The organism is Mycolicibacterium sediminis (assembly GCF_010731735.1).
Taxonomy (GTDB): Bacteria; Actinomycetota; Actinomycetes; order Mycobacteriales; family Mycobacteriaceae; genus Mycobacterium; species Mycobacterium sediminis.
This window is the reverse complement of record NZ_AP022588.1, coordinates 5,074,669-5,090,066: the sequence shown is the minus strand read 5'-3', so window position 1 is coordinate 5,090,066 and position 15,398 is coordinate 5,074,669. Positions and strand designations below refer to the sequence as shown.

Annotated in this window: 13 protein-coding genes; 9 read left to right on the top strand and 4 right to left on the bottom strand. The window is 68.8% G+C overall.

Features of this window, described 5'->3' with window-relative positions:
- The first annotated feature begins 994 nt into the window (after positions 1-994).
- Complete coding sequence (locus G6N64_RS24260; RefSeq protein WP_163800382.1) at positions 995-1,327, top strand: transglycosylase family protein; 333 nt, start codon at positions 995-997, stop codon at positions 1,325-1,327.
- 217 nt (positions 1,328-1,544) lie between these two features.
- A complete protein-coding gene (locus G6N64_RS24255) occupies positions 1,545-2,093 on the top strand; it encodes a transglycosylase family protein (RefSeq protein ID WP_163800381.1) in 549 nt (182 codons plus the stop codon).
- 6 nt (positions 2,094-2,099) lie between these two features.
- Here G6N64_RS24255 and G6N64_RS24250 read toward each other — a convergent pair whose 3' ends face one another.
- The 4 genes from G6N64_RS24250 to G6N64_RS24235 all read right to left on the bottom strand — a co-directional run bounded on the left by G6N64_RS24250 (position 2,100) and on the right by G6N64_RS24235 (position 6,080).
- Positions 2,100-3,248 (bottom strand): FAD-dependent oxidoreductase, encoded by a 1,149-nt coding sequence (locus G6N64_RS24250; RefSeq protein WP_163800380.1) that lies wholly within the window; start codon positions 3,246-3,248, stop codon positions 2,100-2,102.
- A 19-nt stretch (positions 3,249-3,267) separates the two neighbouring features.
- A complete protein-coding gene (locus tag G6N64_RS24245; protein WP_246230785.1) occupies positions 3,268-3,792 on the bottom strand; it encodes a PaaI family thioesterase in 525 nt (174 codons plus the stop codon).
- Positions 3,789-4,169 carry a winged helix-turn-helix transcriptional regulator gene (locus G6N64_RS24240; RefSeq protein ID WP_163800379.1) on the bottom strand — a complete coding sequence of 127 codons (381 nt, stop codon included), beginning with the start codon at positions 4,167-4,169 and terminating at the stop codon, positions 3,789-3,791. The genes G6N64_RS24245 and G6N64_RS24240 overlap by 4 nt, the downstream gene beginning before the upstream one ends.
- Positions 4,170-4,250: 81 nt before the next feature.
- A complete protein-coding gene (locus G6N64_RS24235) occupies positions 4,251-6,080 on the bottom strand; it encodes an HNH endonuclease signature motif containing protein (protein WP_163800378.1) in 1,830 nt (609 codons plus the stop codon).
- A 191-nt stretch (positions 6,081-6,271) separates the two neighbouring features.
- On the opposite strand from G6N64_RS24235, the gene G6N64_RS24230 reads away from it, so the two are divergent.
- The 7 genes from G6N64_RS24230 to ndk all read left to right on the top strand — a co-directional run bounded on the left by G6N64_RS24230 (position 6,272) and on the right by ndk (position 15,168).
- Positions 6,272-8,245, top strand: coding sequence for a S9 family peptidase (locus G6N64_RS24230; RefSeq protein WP_163800377.1), 1,974 nt, complete (start codon positions 6,272-6,274; stop codon positions 8,243-8,245).
- 36 nt (positions 8,246-8,281) lie between these two features.
- A complete protein-coding gene (locus tag G6N64_RS24225; protein ID WP_163800376.1) occupies positions 8,282-9,538 on the top strand; it encodes a saccharopine dehydrogenase family protein in 1,257 nt (418 codons plus the stop codon).
- A gap of 78 nt (positions 9,539-9,616) precedes the next feature.
- Entirely contained in the window at positions 9,617-10,195 is a 579-nt protein-coding gene (locus G6N64_RS24220) for a DUF937 domain-containing protein (RefSeq protein ID WP_163800375.1), read from the top strand.
- A gap of 57 nt (positions 10,196-10,252) precedes the next feature.
- Positions 10,253-12,928, top strand: coding sequence for a valine--tRNA ligase (locus tag G6N64_RS24215; RefSeq protein ID WP_163800374.1), 2,676 nt, complete (start codon positions 10,253-10,255; stop codon positions 12,926-12,928).
- 6 nt (positions 12,929-12,934) lie between these two features.
- Positions 12,935-14,341, top strand: coding sequence for a bifunctional tetrahydrofolate synthase/dihydrofolate synthase (folC, locus tag G6N64_RS24210; protein ID WP_163800373.1), 1,407 nt, complete (start codon positions 12,935-12,937; stop codon positions 14,339-14,341).
- Positions 14,342-14,400: 59 nt separating this feature from the next.
- Positions 14,401-14,739, top strand: coding sequence for a DUF4233 domain-containing protein (locus G6N64_RS24205; protein WP_174266996.1), 339 nt, complete (start codon positions 14,401-14,403; stop codon positions 14,737-14,739).
- 18 nt (positions 14,740-14,757) lie between these two features.
- Positions 14,758-15,168 carry a nucleoside-diphosphate kinase gene (ndk, locus tag G6N64_RS24200; RefSeq protein ID WP_163800371.1) on the top strand — a complete coding sequence of 137 codons (411 nt, stop codon included), beginning with the start codon at positions 14,758-14,760 and terminating at the stop codon, positions 15,166-15,168.
- The last annotated feature ends 230 nt before the right edge of the window (positions 15,169-15,398 follow it).

Genomic DNA, 15,398 nt, shown 5'->3' with positions numbered 1-15,398 from the left:
CGTCGTGATTAATTGGTGATTCCGCCGTTCGACCATTCTGTTCGAGTTCTCGTGACCGGTGGGGCATGGTGTTCACGACCGAATTGCGACCATTGCACCACGTCCGTGCGTGCGCGAGCAGCTTGGTGGCGGATCGGATGATCGATGTGCCAACGGGTTTCGCCGTCGCGGTGATCGAACGGGTGTAAAGCGCGCCGAATCGACGCCTTTCGAATTGCAGCGCAAGGTGACTCCATTGCCGCCGCAACCTCGAAATACCCTGCCGTCCGGCGAAGGTGACTCCCGCCGGACCGTGGAGGCATCCAATGTCACCCGCTTCGGCTTCTGAAAGTCATTGTTGAACAACACTTTTGCTGCATCATTCGTGAGTGCTTCGGCGTCGCTCAATCGCGCGTCGAATCCAAAACGGTTGCGCCACATTGCTATCTGTCATGACGCCGGACGACACCGTGTCGTCCGCCACGGCGAACCGCTGCAGGATGTTTCACGGCCCATGCTGCAGATGTGCTGTGAGACAGCGGGAATCACCGCAGTCACTCGAGATGAGCCAGCGCTCGAGGTGCGCCAGCTCACAAAAAGCTGGTGACCTGCATCACGAATGACGCGAGCGTCAGTCATTCGTTCAGATGGTCTAGACACCATTGCTGACCAGTGGGTATACGTCCGAAACCGGACCGTGACCGAATCGTTATCGTCCGTGATCGGCCGGATTCAGCATGTGACTTCGGCCGAAATCATTTGTAGCGTCCCATCGTCTCCTCAGGGAGCAAACAATTACACATTCACGAACTTGCGTGTGAGCAGGAGATGCGGCGGGTCGGGACCACCCCGTGCCTGCGTGTCGGCCGGATACGTCCGGTGACGCGATCCGACGTTCCTGCTGTCGTGCCCGACGGAGACGGCACGACCCAACCTTCTTGCCTGGGTGACCAGGCGTCGCTCGTCCGCGGCTGCGCGGACGAGGACTGGTGCGCGCATGGCGAAAGGAACGAGTTTGAAGAACATCCGTATGACGTTCGGCCTGGCCACCATCGCCGGAGCCCTCGTGGTGGCTCCGATGGCTGGAATGGTGGCGGCGGCCGGACCTGCGAATGCGGACTCCGTGAACTGGGACGCCGTTGCCGCCTGCGAGTCCGGAGGCAACTGGTCGACCGCCACCGGAAACGGGTACTACGGCGGTCTGCAGTTCACGATGGGAACCTGGCGTTCCAACGGCGGTAGCGGATCGCCGCACCAGGCCAGCCGTGAAGAGCAGATCCGGGTGGCCAACAACGTGCTGCACAGCCAGGGCATCGGCGCGTGGCCGGTCTGCGGTCGACGCGGCTGACTCATTCCTCGAAGGCGGTGCACGGCTCAGGCCGGCACCGCCTTTCTGGTCCCACCTACCTCGTGCATCACTGAGTTCCATCACGCCCCGGTAAAGATCCCCCACCTCTTCTGTAACACGTGAAGCGGGTCACACGACCTATCACATGACTGCGCCAGGCAACGTGCGACACGCCGCAGCGGTCCTCATGTCAACCGGTCGGGGAAGGACCGCAGAGATGAACCTCAGCATCGCACCACGCATCACCGCCGTCACGGGTCTGCGATCCGTCGTCGCCAGGGCGCTACGCCTGGTCGTGTTCACCGGGGCGTTCGCGCTCCTCGCGACCGCTGCTTCCACCGCACTCTCGAGCGGCATCGCGCAGGCGGACACCATGAACTGGGACGCCGTCGCCAAGTGCGAATCCGGTGGCAACTGGGCGGCCAACACCGGCAACGGCCACTACGGTGGCCTGCAGTTCAAGCAGGCGACCTGGAGTTCCAACGGCGGGTATGGTTCGCCGGCGTCGGCGTCACGCGCAGAACAAATCCGCGTGGCCGAGAACGTCCTGCAGAGCCAGGGCGTCAAGGCGTGGCCGAAGTGTGGCCCGCTCGGTGGTACTCCCGCAGTGTGGCGGACCCCGACCGCGCCGGCGACCGCTGGTGGGGCGGGGACGGGAACCGGGTGCGACGCGATCCGTCCCGGTGGCGTCTTCGGCATCCTCGACCTGCGCAAGATGTGCTCGACGGTCCTCGGGCCCCTCGCCGTGTTCAGCCAGGCGGGCTGAGACCGCTCAGGACGGCAGCGTGAAGGCGGTGCGGGAGGCGATCGACGCCAGATGTCGTGTCAGGGCGGCCTCGGGTAGGACCGCCGATGCTCGCATCAGTGCCGCGCCCACGACGGCGGGCCGGGTGTTGATCACCCTGCCGATCATCCTCGACTCCCGAGCGAGTGCCAGCGCACGCGGTCGCCGGGCCGCGGCGAACCGGGCGAAGGCGGTCGGCAGGTCGTCGTCGAGCCCGACGCAATGGCCCAGCACCGCCGCGTCCTCGAGCCCCTGACACCCGCCCTGACCGAGGTGCGGGCGCATCGGATGCGCGGCATCGCCCACGATGACGATCGGTCCGCGCGACCACACCTTGGCCTCGTCGCGGTCGTACAGGTCGTTGCGCAGGACGGCGTCCGGATCGGTCGCAGCGAGCAGCGCCGGAATCGGTTCCGCCCATTCGGCGTACTTCCGTCGGAGGTGGGCGAGTTCGCCGCCTGGGGCGGATCCCCCTTCGGGGGCGCGTTCGGTGCCGAACCAGTAGGTGTGCGTGTCACCGAGGGGGACGTGGCCGAATTGCGTTCCGGGGCCCATGGTCTCGCCGGCGAGGTCGGGGTCCATCGGGTAGGCGGTGACACCCCGCCAGGCGGTGTAGCCGGCGTACCGCCGCCGCAGTGTCCCGTTCAGGTGTCGTGCGACCACCGAACCGACACCGTCGGCGCCGATGACGGCCGCGGCGTCGCGGGTGCTGCCGTCCGACAGCATGACACGGACGCCGCGACCGACTGTGGCGAAACTCGTTGCGCTCACACCATGTTCAACGGTGCCGTCGACGAGGGCGTCGGAGATCCGTGCCATGAGGTCGGATCGCCGCACGACGACGAGCGGCTCGCCGAGTGCGGTGACGATCCGCTCGGGGGACGGGCGTCGTAGCCAGGACCCGTCGCGCCACCGCATCGCACCGGCTGACACGCGGCCGCCCGAGTCGCGGACCGCGTCACCCAGGCCGATCTCGTCCAATGCGGCCAAGGCGTTGGGCCAGATGCTGATTCCGGATCCGGACGCGGTGTCGGAACGTTCCTCGACGACCGTCACGTCGAGACCCTGGCGCTGCAGCGCCACGGCGCTGGCCAGGCCGGCGATGCCCGCGCCGACGACGAGAATCCGTTGCGTCACGCCTCGACGCTAACGCGGGTCAGATGTCGAACACCAGCAGCGTGCTGGTCGCCGTCGCGACGACTGCGCCCGTCGCGTCGGTCACCACGCCCTCGGTGAACCCGACGCGCGAGCCCGCCTTGACCACGGTGCCCGTCGCCACCAACGGCCCGTTCGCCGGCCGCACTGCTTTGAGGTAGTTGACCTTTATCTCGATCGAGGTATAGCCCTTGCCCTGCGGAAGGGTGCTGTGCAGCGCGCATCCCGCGACGGAGTCGAGGAGCGTGCAGACGAGGCCGCCATGGACGGCGCCGATCGGGTTGAAGGCCGATTCGTCCGGCGTGCAGGTGAACACCACGCGGCCGGACTCGACCGACGTCATCTCGAAGGCCATCAGACCGGAGATCGGGGGTGGCGGCAGGACGCCGTCGACCATCGCCTGCAGATAGTCGAGGCCGGCCATCGACAGTCCCTTGGCCGTCGTGGGGGTCGGGTCGTGCCACTCGACGACTTTGGTGCGACGTTCGCCCCACTCCCGGGTATCGGACATCGGTTCGGCGGTCACGGAGTCTCCTTCGAAAGGGTCAGGCGGTTGTGACGTGTTCGGTCGGGATCGTCGTCGGCCACCGCATGGTCGATGCCCCACGTCAGCAGGGCGCCGAGCAGCGGGGTGAGCGCGCGACCGGAGTCCGTGAGTGCGTACTCGTCGCGACGCGGCGTGCGTGGCACCCGGGCGACGACGCCGGCGGCCTCGAGGCTCTTGAGTCGGGCTGCGATGCGGTCGCGGGGTGCGCCGGTGCCGCGGACGATGTCGCCGAACCGGGTCGATCCGAGCATGATCTCGCGCACCACGAGAAGCGCCCACCTCTCGCCGACGACTTCGAGCGCCGCCGCGATCGGGCACGGCCGTCCCGGAAGGTCGGCCAGGAGCGCGGTGGACATGGCACAAGCTTGCCGGTGGACGGTTTGAAAATCAAACCGAAGCTGAGACGGCAGGCGATGCCGGTTGCCACTGCGACGCGGCTAGGCCGCGGTGGTGCTGGTGGGTGGTGCTGGTGCGCCGGGTCCGTGGGTGTCGTTGTCGCCGTGCGGGTCTGGCGGGTCGGGATGCGCGGCGACCAAGTCGTCGGTTGTGGCCGCTTCCGCTGAGGGTGCTGGCGGTTCGTCGCGCGCGGTTGCGGGCTGGTCGGTGGCGCGTTTGCGCGTTGTGCGTGCGGCGTCGGCGGCCTGCCAGGCGGGGTCCACGGACCACCATGGGATGGGCTCGTCGTGGGTGTCGGCGGTCGCGTCGTCGTGGTCGACTCGCTCGTAGTCGGCGGGTTCGTCGGCGGGTTCGTCGACGATTGGAGCATCGTGTTCGGGCATCCACGGTTCGGCGTGATGCCGATCGTCGGTGGTGGGGTTCGTCGCGGGGTCGGTAGCCGTGACTGCCGCGTCGTCGGCGCCGGCCGTCGGCGTGGGTGGTTGCCATTCGGGTGGTTGCCAGGCGTCCTGTGGTGGTGGGCGCAGTGTTTCGGGGTGGTGGTAGTCGTTGGTGCGTGTCTGGCCGGTGTCGAGGCCGGGTGGGGGGATCCATTCGACGTGGTGGGTGTCGGTGAGGCGGGTGGTCCAGCCGCCGGGGCCGACGGCGCGGTTGTCGGGCCCGCAGGCGAGGGTGAGGTCGTCGACGTTGGTGTCCCCACCATTGCTCCAGTCGGCGGCGGCGTGGTGGACCTGGGTGCGGTAGGCGGGGACGGTGCAGCCGGGTTTGGTGCAACCCCCGTCCCGGGCGATCAACGCCAGGCGTTGGGCGACCGAGGCGGTGCGGCGGGTGCGAAACAGGTCCAGGACCGCGCCGGTGGCGTCGTCGAACACCGCGAGGTAATTGGTGGCATCCTTCCGTGCGGCCATGGTGAGGACGTCGGCGACGGGGATGAGGGTGCCGCCGCCGGTGACACCGATCCCCGCCCGGGTGGCCAAGTCCTGCAGGGTGGTGCGGACGATGATGGTGGTGGGTAGGCCGCCGTGCTGGCCGCGTTCTGTCTTGTCCAGGGCCATCCGGCCGATGTATTCGAACGCGTCGTGACGGCGCTGTTCGAGGGTGCGTAGGTCGCCGTCGATCTGGTCTTGGGTGGGGGTGCCGGTGGTGCAGGGGTGCTCGTCGGCGGGGTTGCACATCCCTCGGGCGGAGAACCGGGCGTCGAGGGCCTCCCACACGGCGTACGCCGTCGGGGTGAGATTGCCGCGCATCCCGGTCATGGCGTCGTCCTGCTGCTTACCGAAGACGAGGCTGCGGCGGCGGGCGCGTTCGGTGTCGTCGGGAGCGGGGCCGTCCTGATCGAGCAGGAACACCGTGCGCCGTGCGAGGTTCTCCAGTTCGGTGGGCCCGCACCCGACGGCGTGGCGGACCCAGTCGACTTCGATCTGGTCGCGGGTCGCGCCGTCGACCCAGCCGGGAACCTTCTTGAGTTGTTTGCGGATCACGGTGACGTGCTCGCCGGTGATCAATCCCAGCCGCTGCGCCGCGGCGGTCGCCGCCAACCGAGGCGCCATCGGCTCCCCGGTCAGCGTCCGGCGGGGGCCGAGGTGCTCGGCGTCGGTGAGCCGGCGCCCGGCCTCGGCGGTCGAGATGCGGTACCGGGTCGCCAGGACGTCGCGCCAGGACTTCGCCCCCAACTCCGACGGCGTCGTCTCGGCGCGCAGGCGGGCCAAGATCCGGTGGTCCTGGGTGGGCAGTTGGCAGCCCAGGGTCTGCAGCCGGTCGAGGACCTGAAGCAGTTGGGGGCTGGTGAGACTCTCGAGGTCGCAGCGATCGAAGGTGTCGTAGGCGTCTAGCAGCGCGGTGAGCGCTGCGAGGACCTCATCGACCGACATACTTCGAACATACGTTCGAAGAAGCTAACTTTCAAGGGTTTGGAGGTAAGAGAACTCGAAGAGTTCAGGGCAAGGTGGGACCACTGAAATGCAAGTGACACAGGGGAATTCGAGATGCCAAGCCTTCAGGTTCGGCTGCGTTGATTCACGGCGTCAGCGCGAACGGAAGGGCAGTGTGCTACCACGGGTGCGTGACCTCGACGCCATTCCACGATCTCGACGACTTCCTGCGACTACCTCGCGTAGCCGGCCTCGCCGTGTCGCCCGATGGAGAGCGCGTCGTCACCACGATCGCCGAGCTGAACGACGCAGCGACCGAATTCATCACCGCCGTATGGGAACTCGACCCCAACGGCGTCGAACCGGCACGGCGGATCACCCACGGCGGCACGGGGGAGTCCGCGCCGGTGTTCACCCACGACGGCGACCTCCTCTTCCTGGCCCGCAGGCCGGGACCCGACGAGGAGAAGCCTCCATCGACGCTCTGGCGGTTACCAGCGGCCGGTGGGGAAGCGCACGTGGAACTCGCGCTGCCAGGTGGGGTCGACGCCGCACTGCCCGCGCGGGGCGCCGACGTCGTGCTCGTCGGTGCGGCTCTGCTGCCGTCGGCGGGTGACGTCGAAGAGGACGGGCGGCTGCGGGCGCTTCGCAAGGACGGCAAGGTGTCGGCGGTGCTGCACTCCGGATATCCGGTGCGGTTCTGGGACCACGACATCGGGCCGGCGCAGCCTCACCTGCTGGTCCTCGACGGCCTGCGCGACCTGACGCCGAACCCCGGGCCGGCGCTGCGCGAGGCGGACGTCGACGTCAGCCGCGACGGCCACTTCGCGATCGCCACGTGGCGGGTTCCGGCGCCGGGCGCATCGAGTCGGGTCATCCTGGTGCGCTGGAACACGGACAACGGCGCGAAGACCACCGTCGTCGACGACCCCGACGCCGACCTGTCCCATCCCGCCGTGTCACCGGACGGATCGCGCGTCGCCTACCTTCGCGAGTCGTTCAGCACGCCCGAGCAAGCGCCCCGAATCACGTTGTGGTACTCCGTGTTCGGCGAGGATCCCATTCAGCTCGCCTCGGGATGGGATCGCTGGCCGACCTCGGTTGCGTGGGCGCACGACGGGTCGGTCCTGCTCGTCACCGCGGACGAGAACGGCCGCGGCCCAGTGTTCGCCGTCGACCCGACCGACTCGACGGTCACGCGCCTCACCGACGACGACTTCACGTACACGAACGTGACGCCGGCCCCCGGTGGCGGCTTCTACGCGCTGCGCAGTTCGTACGCGTTCCCCCCGCATCCGGTGCGTGTGGCCGCGGACGGCACGGCCACGTCCCTACCGTGCGTAGACGTTCCGGCGCTGCCCGGCGATCTCGTCGAGACGACCGCCGTGACCGCTGACGGCGCGACGGTCCGGTCATGGCTGGTCCTACCCGACGGATCCGACCCGGCGCCCCTGGCGCTGTGGATCCACGGCGGCCCGTTGAACAGTTGGAACGCCTGGCACTGGCGGTGGTGTCCCTGGCTGCTGGCCGCGCGGGGATACGCGGTGCTGCTGCCCGACCCCGCGTTGTCGACGGGCTACGGACAGGAATTCGTACAGCGCGGCTGGGGCGCGTGGGGTGAGGCGCCCTACGCCGATCTGATGACAGCCGTCGACGCGGCACAAGACCACCCGCGCGTCGACGGCACGCGCACGGCGGCGATGGGCGGGTCGTTCGGCGGCTACATGGCCAACTGGATCGCCGGACACACCGACCGATTTCGGGCCATCGTCACCCATGCCAGCCTGTGGGCGCTCGATCAGTTCGCGCACACCACCGACGGCGCCGACTGGTGGGCCCGCGAGATGACCGGGGAGATGACCGACCGCAACTCGCCCCACCGCTCCGTCGGCGACATCCGTACGCCGATGCTCGTCGTGCACGGCGACAAGGACTACCGCGTTCCCGTCGGCGAGGCACTCCGCCTCTGGTACGAACTGCTGTCGTGTTCCGGTCTACCCGCCGCGGCTGACGGCACCAGCCCGCACCGCTTCCTCTACTACCCCGACGAGGGGCACTGGATCGCCTCGCCGCAGCACGCCAAGATCTGGTACCAGGTGGTCGCCTCGTTCCTCGGCGTGCACGTCCTCGGCCTCGACGAAGACCTTCCCGAAGCCCTCGGCTGAGCCGGACGCCGGACCACCGACCGGTAGGTTGGGGCTATGACCGCAGCACAGCGAGAGTTCGACATCGTCCTGTACGGCGCCACCGGATTCGTGGGGAAGCTGACCGCGGACTACCTGGCCAGACATGGCGGGAACGCCCGCATCGCGCTCGCGGGCCGGTCGGCGACGAAGCTCCGAGACGTCCGCGACTCACTCGGGCCGGCTGCCGCGGACTGGGAGCTGATCGAGGCCGACGCCTCGCAACCGTCCTCGTTGAACGACATGGCATCGCGGACCCGCGTCGTCGTGACCACGGTCGGTCCCTACACCAAGTACGGGCTGCCCCTGGTCTCCGCGTGCGCCGCCGCCGGAACCGACTACGCCGATCTGACCGGCGAGACGATGTTCGTCCGCGAGAGCATCGACACCTATCACAAGCAGGCAGCCGACAACGGTGCGCGGATCGTGCACGCGTGCGGGTTCGACTCGATCCCCTCCGACCTCACCGTGTATGCGCTGCACCGGGAAGCAGAGCGCGACGGCACGGGGCCGCTGGGAGACACCACCCTCGTGGTCCGTCGCTTCGCCGGGGGCATCTCCGGCGGCACCCTCGCGTCCATGCTCGAGGTGCTGGACACCGCATCGTCCGACCCGGAGGCGCGGCGCGAGATGAACGATCCCTACACCCTGAGCACCGACCGGGGGGCCGAGCCCGAGCTGGGACATCAGACGGACACCCCGTGGCGCCGGGGCCGCGAGATCGCCCCGGAACTGGACGGCATCTGGGCGGGCGCCTTCGCGATGGGCGCCCCGAACTCGCGAATCGTGCGGCGCAGCAACGCATTGCTCGACTGGTCCTACGGCCGCACCTTCCGGTACGCCGAGACCATGAGCATGGGCTCCTCGATCGTCGCGCCGGTGGCGGCGGCGATGGACACCGCCGCCAACGCAGCGATGCTGGGACTCGGAGGCCGGTACTTCAACAAGCTGCCGCGCGGCCTGATCGAGCGCATCCTTCCCAAGCCCGGCACCGGGCCCAGCGAGAGCACTAGGGAGAAGGGGCATTACACCGTCGAGACGTACACGACGACCGCTTCCGGTGCCCGGTATCGCGCCACGATGTCCCAGCAGGGCGACCCCGGCTACAAGGCCACGTCGGTACTGCTCGGCGAGTGCGGTCTGGCGCTGGCCCTCGACCGTGACGAGCTGTCGGACCTGCACGGCGTCCTGACACCGGCGGCGGCGATGGGCGACGCGCTGCTCGCCCGGTTCCCGGGCGCCGAGGTCACGTTGACCACCGAACGGCTCGCCTGACCCCACCGCACGACGGGCGCGCGGCGGCTAGTGTCGCAGGGGATCGACTGACATCCCAGCGACGAAGGTGGACACGTCATGGCCGGCCTCGACGAACTGTTCGACCAGATCCCCACGGCCCAGATCGCGGCCCGGCTCGGAGCCGACGAGGGCGAGGTGAACGGGGCCGTCCGGACCCTCGTTCCACTGCTCGTCGGCGGCCTGCAGCAGAATGCGCAGGACCCCGGCCAGGCCGCCGGCATCGAGAACGCCGCCGGTGACCACGCTGCGCGCGGGTTGCTCGACGGCGGGGTGAGCGTCGACCAGGCCGACGGCTCGAAGGCCGTCGCCAAGATCTTCGGGGGCAACGACACCGGCCAGGTGGCGTCGGCGCTGGCGGGCGGTGGTGGCGGCAACTCGGATCTGATCCAGAAGCTGCTGCCGATCCTCACGCCGATCGTGCTGGCGTACATCGGCAAGAAGTTGTCGGGCGGCGGACCCGCCGGTCAGACGGGTTCGGGCGGGGGAATCGGCGACGTGCTCGGCAGCATCCTGGGCGGTGGAAAAGGTGGCGGCGACAACCCGCTGGGAAGCATCCTGGGCAGTGTCCTCGGCGGCGGGAAGGGCAGCGGAGGGCTCGGCGACATCCTCGGCGGCCTGCTGGGCGGCAAGAAGTAGCGGCTCCGGCGCGAACCGCGTCGAAACCCGCTCGCGCGGTCTTCCTAGAATGTTGAGGTGACCGACTCTGCGCAGCCCACCGATGACCCCGGGGCCTCGGCCCTGCCGAAGTCGTGGGACCCGGGCGAGGTCGAGAGCGCGCTGTATCAGGGCTGGGTCGACGCCGGGTACTTCACCGCCGATCCGTCCAGCCCCAAGCCGCCGTACTCGATCGTGCTCCCTCCGCCCAACGTCACCGGCAGCCTGCACATGGGCCACGCGCTCGACCACACCGTCATGGACGTCCTGACCCGCCGCAAGCGCATGCAGGGCTACGAGGTGCTGTGGCTGCCGGGCATGGACCACGCGGGAATCGCCACCCAGAGCGTCGTCGAGAAGCAGTTGGCCGCCGAGGGGAAGTCCAAGGAGGAGTTCGGCCGCGAACTCTTCGTCGACAAGGTGTGGGACTGGAAGCGCGAGTCCGGCGGCACGATCGGCGCCCAGATGCGTCGCATCGGCGACGGGGTCGACTGGAGCCGGGACCGCTTCACTATGGACGAGGGACTGTCCCGGGCGGTCCGGACGATCTTCAAGCGGCTGTACGACGCCGACCTCATCTATCAGGCCGAGCGGTTGGTCAACTGGTCGCCGGTGCTCGAGACGGCGATCTCGGACCTGGAGGTCAAGTACTCCGACGTCGAGGGCGAACTGGTTTCGTTCCGGTACGGCTCGATGAACGACGACGAACCGCACATCGTGGTCGCCACCACCCGGATGGAGACCATGCTCGGCGACACCGCCGTGGCGGTGCACCCCGACGACGACCGCTACCGGGCGCTGGTCGGGCAGACCCTGGTGCACCCGTTCCTCGACACCAGGATCGTGATCGTGGCCGACGCGCACGTCGACCCCGAGTTCGGCACGGGCGCCGTGAAGGTCACCCCGGCCCACGACCCCAACGACTTCGAGATCGGGCTGCGCCACGATCTCCCGATGCCGTCGATCCTGGACACCAGGGGCAGGATCGTCGACACGGGGACCCGATTCGACGGGATGGACCGCTTCGAGGCCCGGGTCGCCGTGCGCGAGGCGCTCGCCGAGCAAGGACGCATCGTCGCGGAGAAGCGCCCGTACCTGCACAGCGTGGGCCACTCCGAGCGCAGCGGTGAGCCGATCGAACCGAGGCTCTCCCTGCAGTGGTGGGTGCGGGTCGAGTCGCTCGCCAAGGCCGCAGGCGACGCGGTGCGCAACGGCGACACCGTCATTCACCCGAAGAGTCTCGAACCGCGCTGGTTCGCCTGGGTGGACGACATGCACGACTGGTGCATCTCGCGTCAACTCTGGTGGGGGCACCGCATCCCGATCTGGCACGGTCCGGACGGGCAGAAGGTCTGCGTCGGTCCGGACGAGACCCCGCCGGAGGGCTGGGAGCAGGATCCCGACGTCCTCGACACGTGGTTCTCGTCGGCGCTCTGGCCGTTCTCCACGATGGGATGGCCCGACCGCACGCCCGAACTCGAGAAGTTCTATCCCACCAGCGTTCTCGTCACCGGCTACGACATCCTGTTCTTCTGGGTGGCGCGCATGATGATGTTCGGGACGTTCGTCGGCGACGACGACGTGATCACGTCGGGTGCCGCCCGCGGGCCGCAGGTCCCGTTCGAGAACATCTTCCTGCACGGTCTGATCCGCGACGAGTTCGGTCGCAAGATGAGCAAGTCGAAGGGCAACGGCATCGACCCGCTCGACTGGGTCGAGACGTTCGGGGCGGATGCGCTGCGGTTCACGCTGGCCCGCGGGGCCAGCCCCGGCGGCGACCTGTCGATCGGCGAGGACGCTGCCCGCGCGTCGCGCAACTTCGCGACCAAGCTGTTCAACGCCACCAAGTTCGCGCTGATGAACGGCGCCGCCCCGGCGCCGCTGCCGACGTCCGACGCGTTGACCGACGCCGACCGGTGGATCCTGGGCCGTCTCGAAGAGGTTCGCGCAGAGGTGGATTCGGCGCTCGACGGCTACGAGTTCAGTCGTGCGTGCGAGGCGATGTACCACTTCGCCTGGGACGAGTTCTGCGACTGGTACCTCGAGTTGGCGAAGGTGCAGTTGTCCGGTGATGCGGGCGGACCCACCAACGCGGTGCTCGCGGCGGTCCTGGACGCGCTGCTCAAGCTGCTGCATCCCGTCATGCCGTTCGTCACCGAGACGCTGTGGAAGACGCTCACCGGCGGTGAGTCGCTGGTGATCGCCGAGTGGCCCGAGCCCTCCGGGTTCGCGACCGACGCCACCGCGGTCCGACGGATCACCGACATGCAGAGGCTGGTCACCGAGGTGCGCCGATTCCGCAGCGACCAGGGACTCGGCGATCGGCAGCGAGTGCCGGCGCGGCTCGTCGGGATCGGTGACGCCGACCTCGACACCCAGGTCGCCGCCGTGGCGTCGCTGGCGTGGCTCACCGAGCCCGCCGACGGTTTCGCGCCGTCGGCGTCGGTGGAGGTGCGACTGTCCCGGGGGACGGTCACCGTCGAACTCGACACCTCGGGAACCGTGGACGTCGTGGCGGAGCGGCGCAGGCTCGAGAAGGACCTCGCGGCGGCGCAGAAGGAACTCGCCCAGACCACCGGCAAGCTCGGCAACGACGCGTTCCTCGCGAAGGCACCCGAACCGGTCGTCGAGAAGATCCGCGCCCGTGCACAATTGGCGGCCGAAGAGGTCGAGCGGATCTCCGGGCGCCTGGCCGGGTTGCCGGCAGGTGGGTAGTCCGACGTGACGGAACCCGAACCGACCCCCGACGAGATCGCCTCACTGCTACAGGTCGAGCACCTGCTCGACCAACGGTGGCCGGAGACCAAGCTCGAACCCAGCACCGCGAGGATCAGCGCGCTGATGGAGTTGCTCGGGTCCCCGCAGCTCGGCTATCCCAGCATCCACGTGGCGGGCACCAACGGGAAGACGTCGGTCGTCCGGTTGATCGACGCACTGCTCGTCGCCCTGCACCGGCGAACCGGACGGACCACCAGTCCGCACCTGCAGTCGGCGGTCGAGCGCATCGGCATCGACGGCAGGCCCATCACCCCGGCGCGGTACGTCGAGGTCTATCGGGAGATCGAGCCGTTCGTCGAACTCGTCGACCAGCAGTCGGAGGCCGGCGGCGGACCGAGGATGAGCAAGTTCGAGGTGCTCACCGCGATGGCGTTCGCTGCGTTCGCCGACGCACCGGTGGACGTCGCGGTCGTGGAGGTCGGGATGGGCGGACGGTGGGACGCCACGAACGTCGTCGACGCACCGGTCGCGGTCATCACGCCGATCGGCCTCGACCACACCGAATACCTCGGTGAGACCGTGGCGGAGATCGCGTCGGAGAAGGCGGGGATCATCGTCAAGGCGAAGGACGACCTCGTGCCGGTCGACACCGTCGCGGTGATCGCGCGACAGACTCCCGAGGCGATGGAGGCGCTGCTGGCCCAGGCGGTGCGCAGTGACGCCGCGGTGGCACGGGAGGACTCGGAGTTCGCCGTTCTGGGGCGCGAGATCGCCGTCGGGGGACAGCTTCTCGAGCTGCAGGGGCTCAGCGGCGTCTACACCGACGTGTTCCTCCCGCTGCACGGCGAGCACCAGGCGCACAACGCGGTGCTGGCACTGGCAGCCGTCGAGGCGTTCTTCGGGGCGGGCGCCGACCGGCAGCTCGACGTCGACGCCGTGCGGGCCGGCTTCGCATCGGTGGCGAGCCCTGGTCGCCTGGAGCGCATGCGCAGCGCGCCCACCGTGTTCATCGACGCCGCCCACAATCCCGCCGGCGCCGTGGCACTGGCCACCACGCTCGAGCAGGAATTCGACTTCCGCTACCTCGTCGGTGTCGTGTCGGTGATGTCGGACAAGGACGTCGACGGCATCCTGGCGGCCCTCGAGCCCGCGTTCGACATGCTCGTCGTCACCTACAACGGCTCACCACGCGCGATGGACGTCGAATCACTGGCGATGCGCGCCGAGGAGCGGTTCGGCCCCGAACGCGTGGTGACGGCGTCCACGCTGGCCGACGCGATCGAGACCGCCACCGCCATGGTGGAGGAAGCCGGGGAGGACGACGGCTTCTCCGGTTCGGGCATGGTCATCACGGGTTCCGTCGTCACCGCCGGGGCCGCACGCACACTCTTCGGACGGGACCCCCAGTGACCGCTCAACCACCTGCCGCACCCGCACCGCCCGACCCGTGGCGCAGCTTCCGCGGCGTGATGGCGGGCACGCTGATCCTCGAGGCGATCGTCGTCCTGCTCGCGCTACCCGTCGTGTCGATGTCGCACGGGGGCCTGACCGTGTGGTCGGGCGGATTCCTCATCGGCATGGCGGTCGTCCTCGTCCTCCTGTCCGGTGTGCAGGGCAAGCCGTGGGCGCTGTCGGTGAACCTCGGTGTCCAGGTGCTGCTCATCGCGGGAGTGTTCATCCACCCGGCCAGCGCCTTCATCGGCGTCGTGTTCGCGGCGGTGTGGCTGCTCATCGCCTACCTCCGGGCCGAGGTCAAGCGTCGTCAGGAGCGGGGCCAGCTGCCTGGACAGCAGGACGTCCAGGACTGACCCGGTAGGGTGTGCGCCGTGACTGAACGGACTCTTGTCTTGGTGAAGCCCGATGGCGTGAAGCGCCAGCTCGTCGGCGAAATTCTCGGCCGCATCGAGCGCAAGGGGTTGACCATCGCCGCCCTGGAACTCAAGGACGTCAGCGACGAGGTGGCCCGCGCGCACTACGCGGAGCACGAGGACAAGCCGTTCTTCGGCTCGCTGCTGGAGTTCATCACCTCCGGACCCGTCGTCGCAGCCATCGTGGAAGGCCCGCGCGCCGTTGCCGCGTTCCGCCAGATCGCCGGCGGGACCGATCCCGTGGAGAAGGCGACGCCGGGCACGATCCGCGCTGACCTGGCCCTCGTCACCCAGGACAACCTGGTGCACGGCTCCGATTCGCCCGAGTCGGCGGCCCGCGAGATCGAACTCTGGTTCCCCGGTCGTTAGCTGTTCGACCGCCGATCGACGGCACCTCGTCGGTTCCGCCGCTGTGGTGTGGGATACTGGCCTCGGGTAACCGGTTCGCTACCAGAATCGGGCATCCGGATGAAGACTTGGACGAGCGCGACCACCCAGACGTTCACGGGTGTGGCGCCGACCGTCCAGCCATCATTCAGCCAGGCATCGGGGGCTCACCACGAGCCGCTCGGAGCGAGACCATACAAGCCCGGGGAACC